At 72.9% G+C, this 21,391-nt stretch carries 19 protein-coding genes; 5 read left to right on the forward strand and 14 right to left on the reverse strand.

All coding sequences use genetic code 11. From position 1 onward, the window contains the following. Window positions 1-7: 7 nt before the first annotated feature. The 12 genes from ACFYXK_RS09785 to ACFYXK_RS09840 form a co-directional block, all read right to left on the reverse strand. A complete protein-coding gene (locus ACFYXK_RS09785) occupies window positions 8-664 on the reverse strand; it encodes a hypothetical protein (RefSeq protein ID WP_389410615.1) in 657 nt (218 codons plus the stop codon). Further along, on the reverse strand, window positions 657-1,244 hold the full coding sequence (locus tag ACFYXK_RS09790) for an RNA polymerase sigma factor (protein ID WP_389410616.1): 588 nt from the start codon (window positions 1,242-1,244) through the stop codon (window positions 657-659). The genes ACFYXK_RS09785 and ACFYXK_RS09790 overlap by 8 nt, the downstream gene beginning before the upstream one ends. Then, complete coding sequence (locus ACFYXK_RS09795; RefSeq protein WP_389410617.1) at window positions 1,241-1,480, reverse strand: hypothetical protein; 240 nt, start codon at window positions 1,478-1,480, stop codon at window positions 1,241-1,243. Before ACFYXK_RS09795 ends, ACFYXK_RS09790 begins: the two co-directional genes overlap by 4 nt. A gap of 159 nt (window positions 1,481-1,639) precedes the next feature. Further along, window positions 1,640-3,955: a hypothetical protein gene (locus ACFYXK_RS09800; RefSeq protein ID WP_389410618.1), complete on the reverse strand. Its 2,316-nt coding sequence runs from the start codon at window positions 3,953-3,955 to the stop codon at window positions 1,640-1,642. Beyond that, the gene (locus tag ACFYXK_RS09805) at window positions 3,942-6,404 is read right to left on the reverse strand and encodes a tetratricopeptide repeat protein (protein WP_389410619.1); all 2,463 of its coding nucleotides are present in this window, start codon (window positions 6,402-6,404) and stop codon (window positions 3,942-3,944) included. Before ACFYXK_RS09805 ends, ACFYXK_RS09800 begins: the two co-directional genes overlap by 14 nt. Continuing rightward, window positions 6,401-8,356, reverse strand: a complete 1,956-nt coding sequence (locus ACFYXK_RS09810) for a hypothetical protein (protein ID WP_389410620.1) — start codon at window positions 8,354-8,356, stop codon at window positions 6,401-6,403. The genes ACFYXK_RS09805 and ACFYXK_RS09810 overlap by 4 nt, the downstream gene beginning before the upstream one ends. Continuing rightward, on the reverse strand, window positions 8,350-8,913 hold the full coding sequence (locus tag ACFYXK_RS09815; protein WP_389410621.1) for a hypothetical protein: 564 nt from the start codon (window positions 8,911-8,913) through the stop codon (window positions 8,350-8,352). Before ACFYXK_RS09815 ends, ACFYXK_RS09810 begins: the two co-directional genes overlap by 7 nt. Before the next feature lie 27 nt (window positions 8,914-8,940). Beyond that, a complete protein-coding gene (locus ACFYXK_RS09820; RefSeq protein WP_389410622.1) occupies window positions 8,941-10,293 on the reverse strand; it encodes a CHAT domain-containing protein in 1,353 nt (450 codons plus the stop codon). Between the two features lie 127 nt (window positions 10,294-10,420). Then, window positions 10,421-11,512, reverse strand: a complete 1,092-nt coding sequence (locus ACFYXK_RS09825; RefSeq protein WP_389410623.1) for a glycine amidinotransferase — start codon at window positions 11,510-11,512, stop codon at window positions 10,421-10,423. A gap of 269 nt (window positions 11,513-11,781) precedes the next feature. Then, window positions 11,782-12,876 carry a CU044_5270 family protein gene (locus ACFYXK_RS09830; protein WP_389410624.1) on the reverse strand — a complete coding sequence of 365 codons (1,095 nt, stop codon included), beginning with the start codon at window positions 12,874-12,876 and terminating at the stop codon, window positions 11,782-11,784. Further along, entirely contained in the window at window positions 12,873-13,511 is a 639-nt protein-coding gene (locus ACFYXK_RS09835) for an RNA polymerase sigma factor (protein ID WP_389410625.1), read from the reverse strand. The genes ACFYXK_RS09830 and ACFYXK_RS09835 overlap by 4 nt, the downstream gene beginning before the upstream one ends. A gap of 89 nt (window positions 13,512-13,600) precedes the next feature. Further along, window positions 13,601-14,068 (reverse strand): hypothetical protein, encoded by a 468-nt coding sequence (locus ACFYXK_RS09840; protein WP_389410626.1) that lies wholly within the window; start codon window positions 14,066-14,068, stop codon window positions 13,601-13,603. 168 nt (window positions 14,069-14,236) lie between these two features. On the opposite strand from ACFYXK_RS09840, the gene ACFYXK_RS09845 reads away from it, so the two are divergent. Together ACFYXK_RS09845 and ACFYXK_RS09850 are read left to right on the forward strand one after the other, a co-directional pair. Continuing rightward, window positions 14,237-15,169: an alpha/beta hydrolase gene (locus tag ACFYXK_RS09845; protein WP_389410627.1), complete on the forward strand. Its 933-nt coding sequence runs from the start codon at window positions 14,237-14,239 to the stop codon at window positions 15,167-15,169. 16 nt (window positions 15,170-15,185) lie between these two features. Next, a complete protein-coding gene (locus tag ACFYXK_RS09850; protein WP_389410628.1) occupies window positions 15,186-15,905 on the forward strand; it encodes a helix-turn-helix transcriptional regulator in 720 nt (239 codons plus the stop codon). Window positions 15,906-15,968: 63 nt separating this feature from the next. On the opposite strand, the gene ACFYXK_RS09855 is transcribed toward ACFYXK_RS09850, so the two are convergent. Continuing rightward, window positions 15,969-16,946, reverse strand: coding sequence for a GNAT family N-acetyltransferase (locus ACFYXK_RS09855; protein WP_389410629.1), 978 nt, complete (start codon window positions 16,944-16,946; stop codon window positions 15,969-15,971). Window positions 16,947-16,998: 52 nt separating this feature from the next. Between ACFYXK_RS09855 and ACFYXK_RS09860 the strand changes: the two genes are divergently transcribed. Next, window positions 16,999-17,589, forward strand: a complete 591-nt coding sequence (locus ACFYXK_RS09860; RefSeq protein ID WP_389410630.1) for a TetR/AcrR family transcriptional regulator — start codon at window positions 16,999-17,001, stop codon at window positions 17,587-17,589. Window positions 17,590-17,634: 45 nt separating this feature from the next. Here ACFYXK_RS09860 and ACFYXK_RS09865 read toward each other — a convergent pair whose 3' ends face one another. After that, window positions 17,635-18,570, reverse strand: a complete 936-nt coding sequence (locus ACFYXK_RS09865; protein WP_389410631.1) for a LysR family transcriptional regulator — start codon at window positions 18,568-18,570, stop codon at window positions 17,635-17,637. 134 nt (window positions 18,571-18,704) lie between these two features. Between ACFYXK_RS09865 and ACFYXK_RS09870 the strand changes: the two genes are divergently transcribed. Both ACFYXK_RS09870 and ACFYXK_RS09875 read left to right on the forward strand, forming a co-directional pair. Then, on the forward strand, window positions 18,705-19,961 hold the full coding sequence (locus tag ACFYXK_RS09870) for an MFS transporter (protein WP_389410632.1): 1,257 nt from the start codon (window positions 18,705-18,707) through the stop codon (window positions 19,959-19,961). A 144-nt stretch (window positions 19,962-20,105) separates the two neighbouring features. Further along, window positions 20,106-21,332, forward strand: a complete 1,227-nt coding sequence (locus tag ACFYXK_RS09875; protein ID WP_389410633.1) for a PP2C family protein-serine/threonine phosphatase — start codon at window positions 20,106-20,108, stop codon at window positions 21,330-21,332. Window positions 21,333-21,391: the final 59 nt, after the last annotated feature.

The raw sequence follows: 21,391 nt of genomic DNA on the forward strand, positions 1-21,391 counted from the left end.
CTCGGGATCAGGAGTTCACCTCCTGCAGGGAGTCGGAGTCCTCGAAGAGCCACTCGATGGTCCCGCGCAGGTCCAGCAGGACGTCCGCACGCTCCTCCACGAGGAGCACCAAGACCTTCCACTCCCCCTGTGTCTGCTGATCCGTACCGGCGGCCGCGCCCGCGAACTGCACCCGGATTCCACCGAGGCGCTGCTGGTGCGTGGTGAGGCCGTGCAGGACCGTGTCCCTGTCCATCGACCCCCTACGGCTTCCGAAATCCTCTGCGAGACCTCCGAGGTAGGAGCCGTAGGTGAGCAGGCTGTTCGAGATGTGCCTGGACCGGACGGCGCTGAACCCGGTCGGTCCGACGGCCTGGAACCTCTCGCGCAGCCCGGCGACCTGACGCTTCTCGTGGCGCAGGGTGGCAACGAGCCGCTCCACCGCGGTGCCCTCGCCGGCGATGTTCGTACGCCTCGCGGGCGCCGCCCGGACTGCCGCGCTCTCCCCTCCCCCCGAGTTCTCCCCCGTCTGCCGCACGGGCTCCCTCAGGGGCCGGAGGTTCGCCAGTCCGGAGTCGACGTCGAGGGCGTCGCCGATCGCATCGCGCAGCCTCCTCGTGTGGGCGAAGAGAAGCGCGTCGAGGAGGCCGTCGGCCTCACCGTGGTCGTCCCACTGGTCACTCATTCGAAGCACCTCCCTCGTTCCGGCCGGCTTCCGCGACGAGCAGGAGGTCCTTCAGCCTTGCCCTGCCTCGCTTGGCATTCGTACGCAGGGCCTCCTCGGTCTTGCCCGTGAAATCCGCGATCTCCGCGTACTCGAACTCGTCCAGTCGCCATGCCAGGACCTCCCGCTGTGCCGGCGACAGCTGCTGGATCGCGTGCACGATGCGTCGCTGGGCCTCGGTCAGCATGACCTCACCGATCGGGCAGGTTCCCCCGGGGCGGTCGGGGACCGGATCCGTGGGCGACTCCCGGTGATGGGCCTGGCGGAGATAGTTCGTCCATGCAACCTTCCTGAGGTACGCCGCCGGATACTCGATGGTCCGCCATCGGTCCGGAAGGAGGGCGATGAAGGCCTCGTGCGCCGCATCGGCGGCCTCGTAGGGCGTCGCACCCCGGTAGATCAGGTGCACGGTCACCGCACGCATCTCCTGGACGTACAGGGCATCGAAGTCGTCCCGCGGTAACGCATCGGGGCCTTCGCCCGACCGGCGTCCGGCCGAATGGAGTCCGGCCGTCGTGGCGGTCACCGGCAGTTCGGTCACGTCCGTTCGCTCCGCTCCGTCCGGCCTTGCCCGCCGACCACGATCTCGACCTGCCGGTCGCCGTCCTTCTCCACCAGGCGGCTCCCCGGCGGCAGCGAACGCAGCCGCTCCGAGAGCCCGTCCTGGGCCAGCTCGGCCTTCCGGATGTCCGAGCGCGCCGTGATCCAAGGGCGGAGCAGTCTCACCGAGAAACCGAGCACCAGGGGCACTGCCGAGACGATCAGGGCGGGATCCATCTGCTGCACTCCTCCACTACGGCGGTGCTGAAGTGCCCGCCTCCGGCAGATAAAGCAGGGAACGGGCCGGTGTGTGACAACACCTGGTCAGAGGGGGTACGCCACCGCACCTCCCCCGTGACGAGACCTGCCGCCCCCGGCGCGTTCTCCGGGGCAGGGTCAGATGTAGCGGTACTCGGGGAACTCGTCGACGAACGCGGCGCCCGCGGCGAGCAGGCGGGGGTCGCCCGGCACGAGCAGCACCGCCGCGCGCAGGCCGAGCCGGAAGCGGGCCAGCGCGGCTCCCGGGGGGCCGCTCCGGGAGGCGGCGCGGACCCTGTGGGCCAGAGCCTCGAAGAAATGCCCGGCCAGCCAGTCCTCCTCCCGGGCGAGCCGTTCGTCGACAGCGGGTTCCCCGGGCAGCAGACCGCGGGCGTGGAGGGCGCGGCAGGCATCGGCGGCCGTACGGTCCTTCCGCAGGGCCGGACCCACGGCCGCCCAGGAAGGATCGTCCGGCTGCACGGGAGTGAGCGTGCGGCACAGCAGGGACACCAGCCGATCGTTCCACCAGTGCTCGGCAGCCCGGCGCTGGTCGTCCGAACCCCACTGTGCCACGCAGCGCCGCAGCCGCTCTCCCAGCTGCTGCGCCTGCGGCACGCGACCGCCGTCCAGGGCATCCCCGTACAGCGGCCACCAGGCGGTGTCCACCGCCGCGAGGTTGTGCACCAGGTCGACCAGCCGGTCGCCGACCGGGGCGGGTCGCGTGATGCGGTCGAGCAGTCGGCGGCGGCTGTCCGTTTGCGTCCCGGCGAGGATCGACACCCGCCGGTGCCCGCCTTCCGGCAGCTCGAGGTCGACCTCGCGTGCGGCTTCGTGCAACCCGGGCGGGGTCTGTGTCCGTTCCGCCGCGCAGCGGGACCCGACGGCGGCTCCGGTCCCGGCCGTACGGGGAGCGGGCAGGCGGGCGACGGCGCCGAGCAGGTCCCGGATCTGGTCGGGGCTCGCGGTGAGCCCGCGGCGCAGCGCGACGTACTCGGGTGCCTCGTCCTCCATCGCCTTCCACAGCGTCTCCAGCCGCCGCCACGCCTCGTGGTACTCGTCACGGGACATGCCGCCGGCCGACTCGTGCCTCCGGATCCGCCGCAGCAGTACCTGCTCCGATTCCCGCATGTCCGCCGGGATGCCTGCGGGGGCGGCCAGGCTGCCGAGGCCCAGCAGCTCGCCGAGCGTGCGCGACTTGATGCGCTCCACCCAGGTGAGCGCTTCGGTGCGGTAGGCCGGGTCGCGGTGGGTCTTCGCCAGAATCAGGCAGAGCCGCACCGCCTGCTGGTACAGCTCCGACCGGTCCTCCACGAAGGCCACCCGTGCCTGCGCATCGCCCACGGTCGTGCGGCTGTCCTCGATGAGGCGCAGCGCGGCGAGGCACGTGCGGTGCGCCGGCTCGAACGCTCCTCTCATCAGGTACACGCTGGAGAGCTGGCCCAGGGCCTCTGCCTGCTCGGGGCGCAGCCGTTCCCCCTCGGAGAGCCCCACGGCTCGCACGGCGTCCTCCATCGCTTCGTCCAGGTTGCCCAGTTGCAGGCTCACCAGGCTGAGCGTGACCAAGTCCCTGACCCGTTCGCCCACGTTGAGTCGGTCGAGCAGGGCACGCAGTCGCGGGGCCAGCCGGGCGGCCTCGGCCGGCTCCCCGCGTCGCAGCCGCAGGGTGATCCGGCCCGCGAGGGAGGCCGCCACGGCCTGGTGGCGTTGGTCGGTGTCCGTGCCGGCCCCCGGGGCTGACGCCAGTTCGGCGAGGCGCACGTACTCCTGCTCGGCCCTGTCGAATTCCCCGCGGCCCGCGAACCGCACCCCCGAAACCATCACCAGGTAGAGCACCAGGTCGGGACGGTTCACCCGCTCGGCGTGCGATCGGGCGGCGCTCACGATCCCGTCCGCTTCGCCGGGCGCGTTGCGCCAGACCGCGAGCACCGCCAGCCGGTTGGCCGCCTGCACGAGTCCCTCGATGTCGCCGGCCTCGGTCGCCAGGTGCAGGGCCGTGCGGAACCCGGCTTCCGCGTCTGCCGCGTTTCCCAGCTCCATCCGGGCCACGGCGCTGTGGAAGACGGCGCGGCACCGTTCCTGCGGGGTCTGCGCCAGCTCCAGCGCGGCGGCCAGCCTGGGGAGGGAGCCCCCCGGCATTCCGGCGCGCAGGAGGTACAGACCACGCTCCAGCTCCGCTGTGAAGCGTGCGGCACGGGACCCGGTGACGGCAGCGGCGGCGTCCAGGAGAGCCAGCAGCGTGTCCGTGGCGGGCCGGTCGTCCGCGGAGTCATGCGTGAGCCGGGCCAGCTCGGCGAACTGTTCGGTCAGGGCCTCGGCAGAGTCGGCGGGAAGCTCTCGAAGGAGGGTCCGGAGTTCGGCGACGGCGTCCTGCGCGTCGGAGTGCTCGCCGACGACGGCCGTCAGCCGGTCCACAATGTACGGGTGGGGCCCGCGGCCCGGATCAGAGCTCGCCACGCTGGTCCAACTCCTCCCGCCGGCGACGCAGTCGGGCAGCACCCTCTTCGTCACCGAGCCGTTCCGCGATCCTCACCAGGTGCCCCAGGCCGATGCGGGCACGGTCGTCGGCCCCGGCCCGCAGATGCACGTCCAAGGCCCAACGCTCGTACCGGGACGCCGTGTCGAGGTTCCCGAGGCGCGCTTCGGTCATGGCGAGGTTGCTCACGGCAGCGGCCTGTGCGACCTGGTCTCCGCGGCGGCTCCCCAGGGCCAGTGCCCACCGGAACGCCGCCCGGGCGCATTCCGTCAGTTCGCCCGCCTCGCCGTCGGTCATGACCCCGGCGGCGTCGGAGAGGGTTCCCGAGGCGCTCCGGAGGGTGTCGGCCCGGCCGTCCTCCCCGAGCGCCCGGGCCAGTTCGGTGAGCGCCCGGAGTGCGGCCTCGCCCGCCAGGCCCTCGTAGGCCGTGCCCATCCCGGTGAGGCACCTCTCCGTCTCGCCCGGGTCCTCGCGTTGCAGACACACGGCCAGCGCCGGGTAGTAGCAGGCCAGAGCGTCGGCGGGGCGCCGTTGCGCACCGCGCAGCCCGTCCGCGTGGTCGAGGAGCCTTTCGAGTTCCCGGCTGCTGCTTCCCACGGCGGCCGGACGGGCGGGCGCGCAGGCGAGCAGGGTCCGCCGGGACGCCTGGACCACGGCCTCCGGGTCTTCGTCCACGCACAGGGCGAGGTCGCCGGCCCTGTGCCGGGCGCGGCTCAGCTCGTCCCCGTACGTGCGCGACCGGTCGGCGTGGCCCAGTCGGTCCGCCAGTTCGGCGCAGCGGCGCAGGGCGTCGAGCTCGGTCTGCCAGTCCTCGGCCTCGCGGGCGGGCACCAGCACGGAGCGGTACCACGCTGCTGCCGCATGCGGGTGTCCACTCGCCTGCGCAGCGCGTCCCAGCAGGCTCCTCAGCCGCGCCTCGGCCGCCCGGTCCGACGCGCGCAGGGCCGAGGTCAGCGCCGCGTGCAGGTCGTCCGTGCGGGCCTTTCCACCCTTCCCGGTCTTCCCCGCCGTCCCGGTTTTCCCCGCTTTCCCGGCGCCGTCCGCGGCGCAGGCCGCCCGGCCCTCGAAGCAGCGCGAACGGAGGTCCTCGTCGCAGCCCTCGGGCAGCAGTGCGAGGGCCGCGGAGTACTGTTCGCGGGCGCGGGCCGCCCGGCCGAGCCCCGCGAGGGCGACCGCCTGCCGCTCGTGCAGTCGGGCCTGGAGCCCCGGCGTCGGTGCCGGCCGCTGCGCCATGCGGACCAGGAGCTGCATGGCCTCGCCGTGGCGTCCCCGGGCGGACATCCGGGTCAGCTGTGCGAGCGCCGACCGGATGCGTTCGGGGCTCCACGGTTCCAGGCCCACCGGCTCCCGGGCCACGGCCCGGAGGAGGTCCGAGAGGTCGGGGAGGCCGGGTGGGGCGGACGTGCGGCGCTGCCGGCGTTCCAGGCCGTCCGCCTTCGCGTCCTGGGCCCGGGCCTCGTCGATGCGCCACAGGGCCCTCAGCGACCGGGCCCGGACGGTACAGGCCTCGCGGCGCGGCAGGTTCTTGCCCCGGAGTTCCGCCAGGGCCCGCTCGTGGTCACCGGCCATCTGGTGGGCCTTCGCCAAGTTGAACCTGGCCCGGGCGAAATGCGGATCCCGTGCCAGCGCCGATTCGAAGGCGTGGATCGCCTCGGTGTACCGGCCGATCCGGCCGTTGACGACTCCGTAGTGGTTGTGCTCCGCCGCGTCCGCGGAGGCCGGCGGCCTCGGAGGCGGTGTGATGGCCTCCTCGTCCCATGGGGAGGCGTCGCGTGGTTCGAGCGGGCGCGCAGCACGGTCGTAGGTGCGGAGCAAGTCGAGCACGCCGTGTTCGGCGGCCAGCAGGCTGACGGGCAGTGGACTGCGTTCCGCCAAGGGGAGCAGGGTACGCACCAGCCGGTCGGCGAACCGGGCCGGCGGGTAGTCGCGGCCCCGTTCCAACGCCTCGGCGGCGTCCGACCGGGCGTCGAGCGTCCTGCCGAGTTCCATGGCGCTGAGCGCACGGTTGACCAGGGCCGGTACGAAGCCGGGGTCGGCGCCGAGCGCGGCGGAGAAGTGGTCGACGGCCGGGTGGAGTTGTTCGTACTCGGCCAGCACGCAGCCGCGGTAGTTCAGGACCTGCGCAGGCGTCCCGGCAGGGGCGGCTCCGGCGAGCTCGATCTCCCGCCCGACCACGAACAGTCCTGCCCGTGTCACCGGATCGCCCCTCTCGGCGAGGGTCATGGCGAGCCTGCGCAGCCGGCCGAGCGGCCAGGTCGCCTCGACCGACACGTCGTTGATGAGCCGGAGTCCGGTCTCGCGCAGGACCACGGTCTCGGCGATGCCGACCGGCGGCAGCCGGCGCAGGCACCGCCGCAGTGCCCGCTCGTCGGAGCGCGGGTCGGCGAGGAGATCCTTCAGGCACTGTTCGAACCGGGGTGGCCGGGTCACGTCGCCGCGCCTCCGGTGCTCCGTGCGGTGAGGGCTGGTCGGGTGGGCGGCAGCGGTCTGGTGGCCACGGCGGTGGTGTTCCGGGCGGCTCTCATCAGGGCTGCGGCGAGGACGGGTTCGACCGCCACCACGAGCGTGTCCGGGGGTGTGGGGTCCGGCGGAGCGGCGGCGGGTCCGGGCACGTAGCGCAGTACGAGGACCCCGGGGAACTCCGAGGCGATGCCGTGGTCGGCGGAGAAGAGCGTGAGGTCGACCCGGTCGCCCGGCCGCAGTGTGCCGCCGAGCGCGTCCGGCCCGGCGATGGCGATCCCCACCTCCGTCAGCGGGCCGGTCGTGCCCGGGGCGTCCGGGCCGAGGAGCAGTCGGGCGGGGACCGGGCGGCCGGGCTCCAGGGGCTGCAGCGGGGACCGCCCCACGATGTCCTCGGCGGCTGCCGCGCACCGCTCGTCCGGCAGGTCCTGCCAGATCCATCGCGGCTGGACGTCGCCGGGCCCGACCGGGTGGAAGGCGGGCAGCGGCCGGACGGGCACGGGGAACATCCGGGGCGCCGCGGAACCGGCGGCGGACGCCTGGCCTGCACCCGCGTAGCCGACCAGGGCCGCGTCCGGCGGGTAGCCGCGGTGCAGTACCCCGGTCACCTCGCCCCAGATGAGCCGCTCTTGTTCCGGGTCGGCCGGGCGCCGTACGTTCAGCTGGTCCAGCAGGTGCCACCGGTAGAGGTCCACCGCGGACTTCAGCTGTTCGCCCCAGGCGACGGCGCTTTCCACCGCCGCGCGATACGTGGCCGCGGACAGCAGCGCCACCACCGCGAAGCCCGTCAGCGCCAGCTGGAGCCCCACGCCGGCCCGGCCGTCGGACCAGCTCGCCGGCAGGCCCGGGGCCCGTAGCGCGAACGCGGCGGCAGCGAGCAGGACGGCCGGCGCGCAGTGCATCGCCACCGCAGCGAGCAGCGGCAGGAGCGGTGTCCACCACGGCAGCGGGTGGGCGCCACCGAACGCGAGCAGCGCCGAGAGCGGCAGCCCGAACAGCACGACGGACAGGCACACGTTCAGCAGCAGGTCCAGGACGGTGCGCGCGTCCGTCTCCGCCTTCACGGCGGCGTCCGGCAGCAGCGGATGCAGCCTGGGCCACACGAGCACGGTGTCCACTCCGTACCGCTCGGCTCCGTAGCCCTCGGCGGCACGGACGACGTTGCCGAGACGGGTGGGCATGATCAGCGACCGGTCGGCGGGGTAGACGGCGAGCTGCGCCAGAAGCTCGGCGCGCTCCGCTTCGACCGCCCGCTCCGCCCGGGCGACCCGGTCGGCGAAGGCCCGCAGGACGGAGTCCAGCCGCCGCTGGCGCTCCTGCTGCGCTCCGCCCGCACCGGGGGCGGACGGCTGGGCGGCCGACCAAAGCCACCATGCACGCAGCCGGCCCGGCAGGTCCCGGACGTCTTCGTCGCGAAGGTCGGCCACGGCCGGCTCCGCCCGGCTCAGCAGCCGGTCCAGCTCCCCGTCGGCCCCGGGGGGACCGTCGCCGTCCTCCCCGGGACTCGGCGGCACCAGCAGGCGGCCGGCCTCCAGCAGGGCCACGTGGCGCATCTCGAGTCGGGTGTCGGCCCTTTCCAGCGCGTCCACCGCGGCGACGTGCCGGTTCCGGAGTCCGGCGCGCACCGGCGCCGCCGCGCCCCGCCGCGGGCCGTAGCCTTCGAGGAAGCGGATGGACCGGGTGCTCATGGCGGCGGTCAGGAAGGCCCACAGGGCGGACCACACGAGGAACGCCGCCAGAGCGAGCCCCTGGGCGACACCGCCCGCGGCCTGCCAGCTGTGGAGCGCGGCCCGCCGTCCCACCGCGACGTCGAGCACCACGACCGCGGTGAGACCCCAGAAGACGACGGCCGGCAGGAAGGCGGAGAGGAGGGTCCTGCGGTCGAACACCGAAGGTCCCTGGGCCAGGATCGTCGTCAGCACCGGGGGACCTCACGCTCCATCAGTCCGTGTCTCAGGTCCAGGGGGCACACCGGGAGTTCCCGTCCCGACCGGGGCAGCCGGCGCACCGGTGGATCGCAGTGCCGGCAGACGTAGCAGCGGACCGGTGTGATCGGGGTACCGCCGAGTCCGCCGGACCGTTCGGGCTCGTCGATCGCGAGCGGGAGCACATCCGCGAGGTCGTCCCACGGGACGAAGCCCACCGGGTGGCCGCCTTGCAAGAGGACCAGGCCCTCCGTGTCGACGGCGGCCAGCAGGGCGAGGGCTTCCGCCTCCCGGACGGAGAGGGCGTGCAGTTGCGACGGCTCGTCGATGTGGAGACGGGGCGAGGCTTGCGCCCGGTCCGCGAGGACGCTCACCGTGGCCGCGTCGGGCAGGCCGGCCAGCTGGGTCCGGCTGAGCGTCCCGAAGTAGCGTCCGCGGTGGTCGAGTACGGCCCATCGCGCCCCGGCGGCATCCAGCGCGGCCAGGGCCGCGGCACGGTCGCTGTCCGGGGCGAGGACGGCCAGCGGCCGGATTCTGTCGGTCAGTTGGATCATCGGGAACCTCTGCAGCCGGAGCAGGAGTCAGGACCAGTCGCCGTGCAGGACGAACGGCGCCCAGTGGTAGGGGTGGGCGAAGGGGCACCGTCCGTAGTCGGGCGCGGCGCGAGCGCGGACGCGGGCACGGACGCGCAGGAGGGCGGCCTGCTCGGAGAGCCGGGCGGCCAGGGACGGATCCGCCGGGTGCGGCAGGGCCGTCAGGAGGTCCAGCGCCGCCTGGTGGCTGGTGAGGGCCTGCGCCGGGTCCCCAGCGGCGAGCTGCATCCGGGCCCGTGCGCGCAGCGCGGTCAGTTGTCGCTCCGGATCGTCGGTCGTCCGGGCCAGCTCCTCGTCGATCCCGTCGATGACGGCCTGCGCGGTCAGCGACTTCACGTACAGCTGCGCCTCCCGCAGGGCTTCGGCCGGGGAGCGGTGGGGAGCGGTGGGCTCCGGAGGAACGGCGGCCGTCCGCAGCGCCGTGTAGAACCGCTCCATGAGCAGACGGGTGGAGAAGTCGGACACGTTCCACAGGGTCAGTACGGCGGCGCGGGCGCCGGCGTGGAGCAGGGCCCGGGAGAGGCCGATCAGTTCGTCGCCCGGCGCGAGCCGGTGCAGTCCGGTGCGGCAGGCGCTGAGGGTGACGAGATCGGAGTGCAGTCGTACGGTCAGCAGGTCCCGGACCGTCAGCCGGGCGCCGTCGCCGGCCCCGAGTTCGATCCCGGAGGACATCGGGTCGGTCGCGTCGAAGTATCCGTGGCAGGCGAAGTGCAGCAGCGCGGGATCCTCACGCTCGAGGTGGGCGAGCACCTTCTCCCGGTCCGCCCGGGCACCGATCAGCGGAACGGTGCCCAGGACGCTCCCCACGGCCCTGGCCTCTTCCCCGGCATGGGGCAGGTTCCCTCCGGGGTCCCCCACGACCAGGGCGCCACGGCCGTGGCCGCGGACCTTGCTGCGGCAGTGTCGCATCACCGTGGCGCTGGGGGCGTAGCACACCGGGTTGCGGTCCAGCAGCCATTCGCCTCCCGGCAGGGGGGCTGCGTGGAGGGGCAGCAGGTGGAGGACGTCGTGGCCGACGAACCAGAGGACCTCTCCCGGGCGGCTGAAACGCAGCGCGGGCTCGACGAGTGCGCCGGCGGCCCGTGCCCATTCCTCGGCGGCCCCGAGGGGCCTGTCGTCGGGCCCGGGAGCGACCACCGAGTCGTGCACGAGCGCCGCGACACGCCGGCGGCCGATGGGCAACTCGACCACTTCCGGGTGGTCGGACTCCGGCCGCATGACGAAGGCCACCAGGCTGTCGCCGATGGCGAAGTACTCGGTGAGGACCGCCTGCCCCGCGGGCTCGCGTCCGCTGCGCGGCGCCGCACTCCGCCGCGCGGCCCGTGCCGCCGCCTCTGCCATGTCCCCTCGCCCCCGGGCCCGTCGCTGCGCACTCACCGTCAGCACGCGGTTACGCAAGACATGGACACTATCCCAGGCGCCCCGCGTCAAGGAGGCGTTTCGCGCCGGTGGGCGGAGATCCGGGCGCCTACCCGAAGTGGTCCTCAGGTCCGGATCCCGCTCGGACGGTGTCGAGCGTGAAGCAGTGGAAGCCGCCGCCGAACAGGCGCCGGTGGCGGTGGCGTACGGGGATGACGTTGAAACCGTGCGCCTCCAGCGTCTTCACCAGCCTGGGCGCCTGGGAGTTGGCGATCACGGTGCGTTCGTCGACGGACAGGACGTTCATGTCTATGTACGGGCCGGTCAGCGTCAGGTCGAGCGGGCCGTAGTCGGGGAACTCGCCGAAGTCGGGTTCAGGGGCGTAGATCCTGTCCCAGCTGTGCAGCGGTGCCGGGAGGTGATCCAGGACCTGGGGGCCGCGCAGCAGGAGGGTGCCGGGCCGGAGCGGGAGGAGCTGGGTGTCGATGTGGTTGTTGTCCAGGCGGTGCATGACGTGGAAGCGGAAGACGTCGCCGAAGTGGCGTTGGAGCCACCGCGCGCCGAGAGCGTGGTGGGCGGTGGCGACGTTCACCAGGATGTCGCGGCCGAATCGCAGGCACTGCGCGGCATCGAGCATCATCTCCACCCCTGCGCCCGCGTCGTCGGCGGCGAGATCGTCGTCGGTGGGGACGAGGCCGGGGTCCCGGGTGCGGGCGTGGGAGAGGTCGAAGGAGCGGTCGGACATGCTCGGCCGGGGCATCGCCGTCCAGCGCGCCCCGCGGTCGAAGTAGTGTGCGAAGAGCGGTTTGAGGAGCTCGTTCTCGAAGTAGCGGGCACGGACTTGGGGCGCGGTCTCGACGATCTCGTTCCCCATGATGAGCGCCTGGTCGCGGATGTTGAGAGCGGGCGTGGTCGTGCTGCGCCACCAGGGCGTACGGACCTCTACGGGCGCGGGCCTGGCCCGGGGGCGGTGCACGTCCACCCCGGCATCGGCCAGTGCGCCGGCAAGCTCCTCGACGTCCTCGCAGAGTTCTTCCGTGTAGCGGGCGGCGATCTCCAGGGTGTGTCGATCGGGGAACTCGTCGAACGCCTCGAAGAACAGCCGGAACGACAGATCCAGCTCGTGTTCGGCGTAGCCGGCCGGCAACCCGACGATCACCTCGCGCAGAGGAGACCATTCGTCGTAGCTGTTGACTCCCATGCCGCTACCTATACCGAACGCGGGAACCGCATGGCCGAGGCTCGGGGGCGACGCGCCGGGCAGGACCGCACGCACCGCCGATGAGTCGCCGACACCTGCCCACCGGGGCTGCCACGGGTGAGGGGACCCGCCACCCGGTCGGGGCGGTGGAACCTGATCGGCCCCGACCGGGGGCCCGGTCGCCGCCCGCTCACCCGGCCACCGGGCACCGCCTCCGCTGCGAGAGCGGAGGCGGCCGGGGCCGTCCCGCGAGGGGCGGACCGGACGCGTCAGGCGGTGCCTTGCGTGGCGCCGGGCCGCTTCTTCGGCCCGTCCACCACGGCCCGCTCCAACACCGCCGTGCGCTCGACCACCGTGCCCGCCTTGATCCCGTCCGTCTCCCTGACCTGCACGCCCCGGCTGCCGAGGTAGGCGTACGTCGAGCGGTCGAAGACCCACTCGGTGCGCTCACCGCGCCGCTCGTCGAGCCGGGCCAGGGCAATGCCGTCACGCCCTGCCGCGTCCTGGGAGTGCTGGACGACGACCACGCCCGGAATCTTGGCGGCGGCCTGGTAGAGGGCTGCGGCGATGGGCGCGGGGACCAGTTGCTCGTGCAGCATGGAGCCGATCTCCCGGAACGCCTGCTGGTCGCGGTCCCCGCTCTCGCCGACCGCCGCGTACGCCGCCTTCAGCAGGGAGTCCGGGTCGGCGTTCTGCGCCTTCAGCCAGTCGTACGAGACGTTCGGCGCCTCGCCCGCTACGTCCTGGCCGTTCTTCGGCTTGGCCAGCGGGCCGTCCTTGTCCAGCGTGATCCCGCCCTTCGGCTGCTGCCCGGGCTCGTCCAGCCAGCCCTTCGTGCCGTCGGGGGACTTCCAGACCTCCCGCGTGTGCAGCGGCTGCACCCAGGTCTTGGACTCGTTCTCGTCGACGTCGTGCGAAAGGGCGAGGTACGAGACCTGGCTCTTGACGTACACGTACTGGCCGGGCCCCGGCTCCGGCAGCCGCCCCGCCGAAGCGGCGGCGGCGATCTGCCGCACGGTGGTGGCCACCTGCTCCGCGCTGGCCGCCTCCACGGCGACCACCGGCGCCTCGACCGGCGCCGCCCGGCCGGGACCGGCGGAGCCCGCGACGGTGTTGAAGGCGACCACCGCGGCCAGCGCGGCGGCCGTGACCGGTACGCCGACCACGAGGGCCCGGCGCACCGGGCGGCGGGACGGGGTTCCGGGGGCGGTGTCCGGGGCGGAACTCTGGAACTCGTTCATCAGGTGCTCCTCGAGAAGGCGCTGACGGTCGAGCGGCAGTTCCGGGCTCCCCGGGGGCGGCAGCAGCCGGCCCAGCTCCGCGTGGTCCAGCGACTCGTCTCGCCGCCATGTCCTGCGGATCATCGGGTTTCCTCCTCGTGCGACTCTGTCGACCGGGCCGCAGGAGTGCGGCCGCCCTGTACTTGTCCGGAGCGGGGGGTGGGTTCCCCGGTTCTTCCCAGTTCCTCCTCTGCGAGCCTGCGCAGCCGCGTCCGGGCGCGGGACAGCCGGGACCGGACCGTGCCGACGGGCACCCCGAGCGCGGCGGCGGCCTCCGCGTAGCCGAGCCCGGACCAGACGCAGAGCGTGAAGACCTCCCGCTCGCTGCGCCGCAGCTTGCTCAGCGCGCGCTGCGCGGCGGCCAGCTGGTCGGCGTCGGCGAGGCGGGCGACGAGCTCGTCGGCGAAGTCCGGAACCGTCTCCTTGGCGGGCAGCCGCCCGAGGGCACGCTGGTGCCGACGGGCGGCCCGCGTCGTGTTGCGCAGGACGTTCACGGCGATGCCCATGAGCCAGGGGCGCGGGCTGTCCCCCTCGTCGCGCAGCTTCGCGCGCAGCCGCCAGGCCTCCATGAAGGTCAGCGAGACGATGTCCTCGGCGACGGCCCAGTCCCCTGTGACCCGTACGGCATGCCGGTGAACCAGCTGCGCGTGATCGCGGAAGATCTCCCGGAACGCTTCCGGTTCCCCGGCGCGTATCCGGGAGTGCAATGAGTAGTTCACATCAGCAGTTGTCCGCCCGAGCAGGGAGGGTTCCCGTGGCTCACGTCACATGGTGGTGGCTCTCCGGTCCGCGGAAAGTCCGGCCGCGGTCACTTCAGGCGGTAGCTGCACATGGGCGCCTTGCCGTCCTGGTTGTCCGCGACCTTCTTGCCGTCGACGGTGATGACGCACGATGCCGGCTTGAGCATGCCGTCGGCGGCCTGCACCGAGCCCGGGACCACGGAGACCGTCGTGCCGATGCGCTTCTCCGCTTCGGTGGTGAAGGTGATCGTCTCCGTCTTCTTCCACGGCAGCGTCACCTGTTCGCCCTTGTTGGACGCCAGGTTGTAGTAGACCTGCGCCGGTCCTGAGCCCAGCACCTCCAGGGTGACCTCGTGGCTGACCTCGCCGCCCGACGCCGGCTTGCCGGATCCCGACGGGCTGCTGCTCGCGGTGGCGGCGGGCTTGTCCGGGGCCGTCGAGCCCTTCGCGTCCTCGGACTTGCCCCCGCTGCCACCACATCCGGTCAGCAGCCCGGCGGCCAGCACCAGAGCCGTACCCGCAACTATCTTCCGCATGGTTTCCCCTCGTTGGACGAAAGCCATGATCTTAACCAGGGCATTCGCGCCATACGACCACGGTTCGGGCCCGGTCGGGCCCGGTGGCACCCGGACGGCAGGGGCGTGACGCAGCTCACGGGGAAAGGGTGACAGGACGTTGTCGCGGGCAGCTGCGACCGTCGGCGCATGAAGATCACAGATGAGGACTGCCTCCACGAGACCTTGGCGTTCAACGAGCATTTCGAGGCTGCCGCCGCGGGCCGTCCGGCTCGCGGGCGAGCGCCGAGCGCAGCCACGCTGGCGCTCCTGCGGCGCAACCGGCTCGGCGGCGACACACCACCGGTGAGACTGCCGCACGGCCAAGACCGCGTCGTTCAGGATGGTGTGAAGGTACGAGCCTTCGTGCCCGACCAGGTCGACGGCGTGTACCTGCACATCCACGGAGGCGGCTGGGCGTTCGGGTCCGCGGACGGACAGGACGAGCGGCTCTGGTGGCTCGCCGAGCAGGCACGGCTGGCCGTGGTGAGCGTGGACTACCGCCTCGCCCCGGAGCACCCGTTCCCCGCCGGGCCCGACGACTGCGAGGCCGCTGCGCGATGGCTGGTGGAACACGCCGCGTCCGAGTTCGGTACCGAACGGCTGCTGATCGGCGGCGAATCGGCCGGTGCCCATCTCAGCGTCGTGACGCTGCTGCGCCTTCGCGACCGGCACGGCATCACCGCCGCGTTCCGGGCGGCCAACCTCCTCTTCGGTCCCTACGACCTGTCGATGACACCGAGCCAGCGCAGGTTCGGTTCACGACCGCTGCTGAGCAACACCGACGCGCTTCGCGGCGGCTACGAGCTGTTCACGCCGGGGATGGGCGAGGAAGAGCGCCGCAGTCCGGAGGTCTCGCCCCTGTTCGCGGACCTGGCCGGGCTGCCGCCCGCCCGGATCGTCGTCGGCGCCGAGGATCCCCTGCTGGACGACTCGATGTTCCTGGCCGCACGGTGGCAGGCGGCGGGTGCGCCCGTGCAGCTCGGCGTCGTCGCGGGCGCGATGCACGGCTTCACCCTGTTCCCCCTGACCGTCACCGAGCGCGAACTGCACAGACAGCGGGACTTCCTGGCCTCCTCGTGACGGTAGCGTCGGCGGCATGAACCGTACTGCCCGGCTGTATGCGCTGGTTGAGGAGTTGCGCGCGGCGGCGCCGCGACCGCTGACGGTCGCGGCGCTCGCCACCCGGTTCGACGTCAGCACGCGCACGGTACAGCGCGACCTTCAGACCCTGATGGAGACCGGTGTACCGGTTCGCTCCCTACCCGGGCGGGGCGGCGGCTGGTCGATCGATCCGGCGATGACCCTGCCCCCGATCCACCTCACTGCCGATGAAGCCTCGGCGCTGACCGCCGCGCTCGCCGCGGCCGACGCCTCCACCCCCTACTCCGGCGCGGCCCGCACGGCGGCCCAGAAGATCATGGCCTCGATGACCGGCCCCGCCTCGGCAACGGCCCGAGGACTCGCCGCCCGGCTCGTCACCCTGCCGACGCACGGCGACTGCGCGATCCGTACCGCGGTGGAACAGGCCATCGCCGGCAACATGGTGCTGCGGCTGTCCTACACCGACGCAGCAGGACACGAGAGCGACCGCGTCGTGGAACCGGCCGGACTGCTCACCGCGCGCGGCCGCTGGTACCTCATCGCCTGGTGCCGCACACGCCGGGCCGGCCGCGGTTTCCGGCTGGACCGGATCGCAGCAGCAGCCCCGACCGGCGAACACGCACAGCCCCATGACCTGAACGGACTGCTGGCCGGCTCGGTCGCCGCCGACGCCGTACGGCCCGAAGCACTGGCCCCACTCACACCCTCACCATGAGGATCGGACGACACGAACCGGAACTGCCCCGCAGCCGCTCGGCTCGGGGCATGCGGGGGCTGCTCATTCGGCGGCGGTGGCGGGTGCGTCGTCCCAGGCCAGCGAGGACATCTTCCATCCTGACGGGGTCCGGACGAACTGGGTGGTCTTGTGGCCCGAGCCCTCGAACCACGTGCCGTCGTGGAAGCCGGACTTGCGGTATTCGCTGAACCGGTGCGCGATCGATCCGAAGATCTCGGTCCGCTCGGCGACCTCCCATTCGGAGAACTCCGTCAGCGTCCCGTCGGTGAGCATCTTCTGCCGTGGCTCGATGAACGCGTCGAGGTCGTAGATCACGGGCTCGTCCCCGACGTTCGCGATGATCCTGCCCTGCGGAATGAACACGTCGCGGATGACGCCGAGGTCCGGCCGGCGCTCGCCGGTGTTGGTGAAGGCACCGACGAACACGCCCATCAGCCGGTCGAGCTCGGCCCGGACCCCGGACTCCGCCGCTTCCCCGAGCGGCAGCCATTCCTCGGAGAGGACCGACCAGACCTCGCTGTCGTGCCGCACGCCTCGGTACGGATAGCGCTGGCGCAGCACGCCCTCGCGGGTCATGCCCAGCCGGCGTGCGACATCGGTGCTGCGGGTGTTGCCCGGCGTCGCCCACCATTCGACGCGGCTCATACCGCGTTCCCGGAAGGCCCAGTCGATCAGCGAACGGCAGGCCCCGGTGACCAGGCCCCGCCCCTCCCCGGCCGGCTCCAGCCAGCAGCCGACCTCGCACACCCCGGAGGCGCTGTCGAAGCGGGTGAACATGACGCCGCCGACCAGCGTGCCGTCCAGCCAGATCCCGTGGATGCGGCCGGTGTCCGACGCCAGGCGGTCGGCATACCGCTGGAGGGTGGCCGTGGCCGAGTCGAGGTCGGTGCTGAACGTGGCCCAGGGTATCCACGGGTCCACGGAGGCCCGGGCGCGGTCGATGTGGGCGAGGAACTCGGGGGCCTGCCAGGGCTCCAGGGGCCGGAGTTGAGCGTGGTCGCCGAGCGGCAGGGTGAACATGGAAGCCTCACTCTCTGGTGCGTAACAAGCGTTCGGTACGTAGGATGGCAGTATGCCGCCCGCACCTGGAGACCGTGAAGCCCGCCGCAAGGACGTATCCGAGGCGGTGTGGCACGTACTCGCCGACAAGGGGTTCGGCGGACTGACCCTGCGCGCCGTCGCCGCTGCGATGGGGGTCTCGACCGGGATGCTCATGCACTACTTCCCGACCAAACGGGCCCTGATCACGCACGCCCTGGACCTGCTGGAGAAACGCACCGCGGAGCGACCGCGCCGCGCCCGTCCCGCCGCGGGCCTCGCCACCGTGCGCGCCATGCTCCTGGACATCCTGCCGCTGACCCCGGGCGACATCGCCCGCAACCGCATCTGGGTCAGCTCCTGGGACCTCTCCCTCGCGGACCACGGGCTGACCACGGAGCAGGCCGATCGCTACACCCGGCTGCGCTCGACGATCCGCCCGCACCTCGAGGCCGCGCGCGACCTCGGCGAGCTCCCCTCGGCGGCCGACCCCGACCGACTCGCCGCCGCCGCCGTCGCGTTCACCCACGGACTGGTCGTCCAGGCCCTGTTCGACCCCGACCGGTTCCCCGAGGACGTACAGGTCACCCTGCTCGACGGCTTCCTCGCCTCGCTCGCGCCGTAACTGCGTGCCGGACTCCTGGAGCGGTAGCCGGATGATCTGCTGCGTTCAGCGCGGAATCACCCAGCTCGGCACCCAGGTCCCGGCGGCGTCGTGGCCGGCCGCCGTGGTGGCGAGGTGGGCGCGGAGGGTGGCCAGTGCCGGGTGGGGGTTGTCGCGGTGCCACAGGAGCGAGTGCGGGTAGACGGGTGTCGGGTCGGTCACCGGGATACGGCGCAGGCCGTGGTCCGCGGGCCAGACGAGGCGGGTGTGTTCGCCCATGAAGGTGGCCAGGGCCGGGGTGTCGGCGACCGTGTCGAGGAGCGCGTCGGAGCCGAAGTTGGGGCCGGTCGCCTCGATGGTGAGGCCGAACTCGGCGACGAGGACGTCGTAGTAGGCGGCCCACTCGGAACCGGGGACGATGCCGGGCATCCAGATCCGGTGGCCGGCGAGCTGGTCGAGGGGCACCGACCGGGCGCCCGCCAGCACGTGGGCGGGGCCGGTGAGGAGCTGGAGCGGCTCGTCGAGGACCCGGACGGACTCGATGTCTTCGGGGAGGGGACGGCCGGGCGCGGCGACGGCGCGGAACGAGGCGTCGATCTCACCGGACCGGATGGCGGCGACGGCGGTCTGGATGTCGAGCAGCATGAGCACGTCGAGGTCGATCTCGGGGTGCGCGTGGTGGAAGCCTCGCATCAGGCCCGACGCGGCGCCGCGCGAGGCGATGATGTCGACGCGCAGCGGACGGCGGCCGGTGCGCACGGACGCGGTGGCGCGCTCGGCGACGCGCAGCAGTTCGCGGGCGTGGGGCAGGAACGCCTGCCCGTCGATGGTGAGCTCGGCGCCGCGCGGGGTACGGGTGAACAGCCGCACCCCGAGGTTGCGCTCCAGCGTGGCGATGCGCTTGGAGACGGCCTGCTGGGTGACCGCCAGGTCGGCGGCCGCCTCCTGGAACTGCCCCGCATCGGCGGCGGCGACGAAGGTCCGGACTGCGTCGAGGTCCATGCCGCTACCCTACGGCCACAACCATGGGTTGTGGCCGTGGCTCCAGCGGTTGTTTGATCCCTGGTCGTGGTACTCGGTTTGATGCTTCCGATCACGGATCGGTTGTGCGGGCGAGGGGCATCGGACATGAGGACATGAGGAGCGGACGGAGTCTGGGGCGGCCTTTCGGGTGGCTCTGGGGGGCGTACGCGACCAGCGCGCTCGGCACGTGGCTCGCCTTCGGCGCGTTCCCCCTGATCGCCGTCCAGGTGCTGCACGCCGGGCCGGCCGAGGTCGCCGCGCTCTCCTCCGCAGGGGCTGCGGTGGGCGCGGCCGTGGCGGTGCCGCTCGGCCCGTGGGTGGAGTTCCGCCGCAAGCGGCCGGTGATGGTCTCGATGGACCTGGTGCGGTGCGCGGTGCTGCTGACGGTCCCCGCCGCGTTCGCGCTCGGCGTGCTCGGCTTCATGCAGCTCCTGCTGGTGTCGGTCGTCGTCGCGGCGGCCGACATCACCTTCCGTGCCGCCTCCGGCGCGTACCTGAAGACGCTGCTGCCGACCGAGGACCTGCTCGTCGCCAACGCCCGGTTCGAGTCCACGGCCTGGACGACCACGATCGTCGGACCGCCGCTGGGCGGCGCGGCGATCGGGCTCCTCGGCCCGGTGGCGACAGTGGCGGCAGACGCGGTCAGCTACCTGCTCTCGGCCCTGGGCATCCGCGCGACGGGCGGGCCCGAGCCGCAGCCCGAGCGCCGGGAGGCCCCGCGCATGCGGGCCCGGGACCTGCTCGACGGCTGGCGGTACCTCCTCGCCGATGCGACGCTGCGACGGCTGTTCTTCAACACCGCCTTGTTCAACGGCCTGGTGATGGCCGCCCAGCCGCTGCTGGCCGTCCTGATGCTCGGCCGGCTCGGATTCGCACCCTGGCAGTACGGCCTCGCCTTCGCCGTACCGTCGATCGGCGGGCTGCTCGGTGCGCAGCTGGCCCGACCTCTCGTCACCCGGTTCGGACAGCACCGGGTCCTGACCGTGGCCGGGACACTGCGCGCGATCTGGCCCGTCGGCCTCGCCTTCGTGGGACCGGGCACCGGAGGGCTGCTGCTGGTGATGGGCGTCGAACTCGGGCTCATCTTCTGCTGCGGGGTCTTCAACCCCGTCCACGCCACGTACCGCCTGGAGCGCACCGCGACCGACCGGGTCGCCCGCACGCTGTCCGCCTGGGCGGTGACGGCCAAGGGCACGACCGCGCTCCTGACGGCGGGCTGGGGCGTGCTGGGCGTCCTGCTCGGCCCGCGTACGGCCATCGGCCTGGCCGGCGTACTCCTCCTGGCGACCCCGCTGCTGCTCCCCCACCGCGCGGCAGCGCTCCCCTCGGAGCCGGAGCCGGCCCCGGAGCCGGCACCGGGCCGCACCTGACGGGCCACGGGTCCTCGGGCACCTCCGCTCCTGCTCGATCCGCTTCGGTCCTCCCCCGTCCTGCCCAACGGATTCCCGCGCTCGCCTCACGCGGCTTCTATCGTGGGGATCAGAGACGGCATCGAGCACTGAGGCGGGCCGACCATGGCGGAGGCGGAAATCGACTACGCGGCGGTGTTCCAGGCACTGCCCGGCATGGTCGCACTACTGACGCCCGAACTGGTGTACGCAGACGTGAACGAGGAATTCCTGCGGATGGCGGGCCGGACGCGCGAGCAGCTGGTGGGCCGGTACCTGTTCGACGTCTTCCCCGACAATCCCGGCGACCCCACCGCCAACGGCTCGCGGAACCTGCAGGCCTCACTCCAGCGGGTGATCGCCACCGGCGAGCGGGACACGATGGCGCTGCAGCGCTACGACGTGGAGTCGGCGGAACGGCCGGGTGAGTGGGAGGAACGGTACTGGAGCCCCGTCAATGCACCGGTGCTCGGACCGGACGGCCGGGTGGCGGTGCTGGTGCACCGCGTCGAGGAGGTCACCGAGCTCATCAAGGCCCGCGGCGCGCGAGGCAGCAGCCGTCCCCAGGTGCTGGAGGCCGAGCTGTACACCCGGGCCAGGGAACTCCAGGCGCTCAACGAACGGCTCCGCGAGGCCCACGCCCGCGAGCGCGAGGTCGCCCTCGCCCTGCAGGACGCGATGCTGCCCGCCCCCGGGCCCGTCGGCCACCACCGGGCCGCCGTGCGCTACCAGCCCGCAATGGGCACGCTCAACGTCTGCGGCGACTGGTACGACCTCGTCGACCTGCCCGGCGACCGCATCGGCGTCGCCGTCGGCGACGTCGTGGGCCACGGCCTGCACGCCGCCTGCGTCATGGGGCTGCTCCGCAGCGCCCTCAGCGCCGTCTCCCGCGTCGCCGAAGGCCCGGCCCAAGCCCTGGAAGTCCTCGGTCTGTACGCACGCTCCGTCGAAGGCGCCGAGAACACCACCGTCGTGGAGACCTGCATCGACTGGGACACCCACATCATCACCTACAGCTGCGCCGGCCATCCCCCGCCCGCCCTGCTCCGCACCGACGGCACCGTCGAATTCCTCGACCAGGCCACCGACCCCCCGCTCGGCGCCCGCCCCGACCACGTCGCCCGCCCCCAGGCCACCACCCCCTTCACCGAGGGTGACACCCTGGTCCTCTACAGCGACGGCCTGATCGAACGCCGCCGCGAGGACATCGACACCGGCCTTGCCCGCCTCGCCGACGCCCTCACGCGCCACCTCGGAACCGACCCCGAGCCGCTCGCCGACGCACTCCTCCTCGACCTGCTCCCCGCTGTGGGCGCCACCGACGACACCGCGCTCGTCATCGTCCGGCTCTGAAGAACCCGGCACCGCTCCTTCCCCGCGAACCGGACCACGGGCCCCCGGCCCCCTCGGGA

It is taken from the genome of Streptomyces sp. NPDC002209 (assembly GCF_042890265.1).
Taxonomy (GTDB): Bacteria; Actinomycetota; Actinomycetes; order Streptomycetales; family Streptomycetaceae; genus Streptomyces.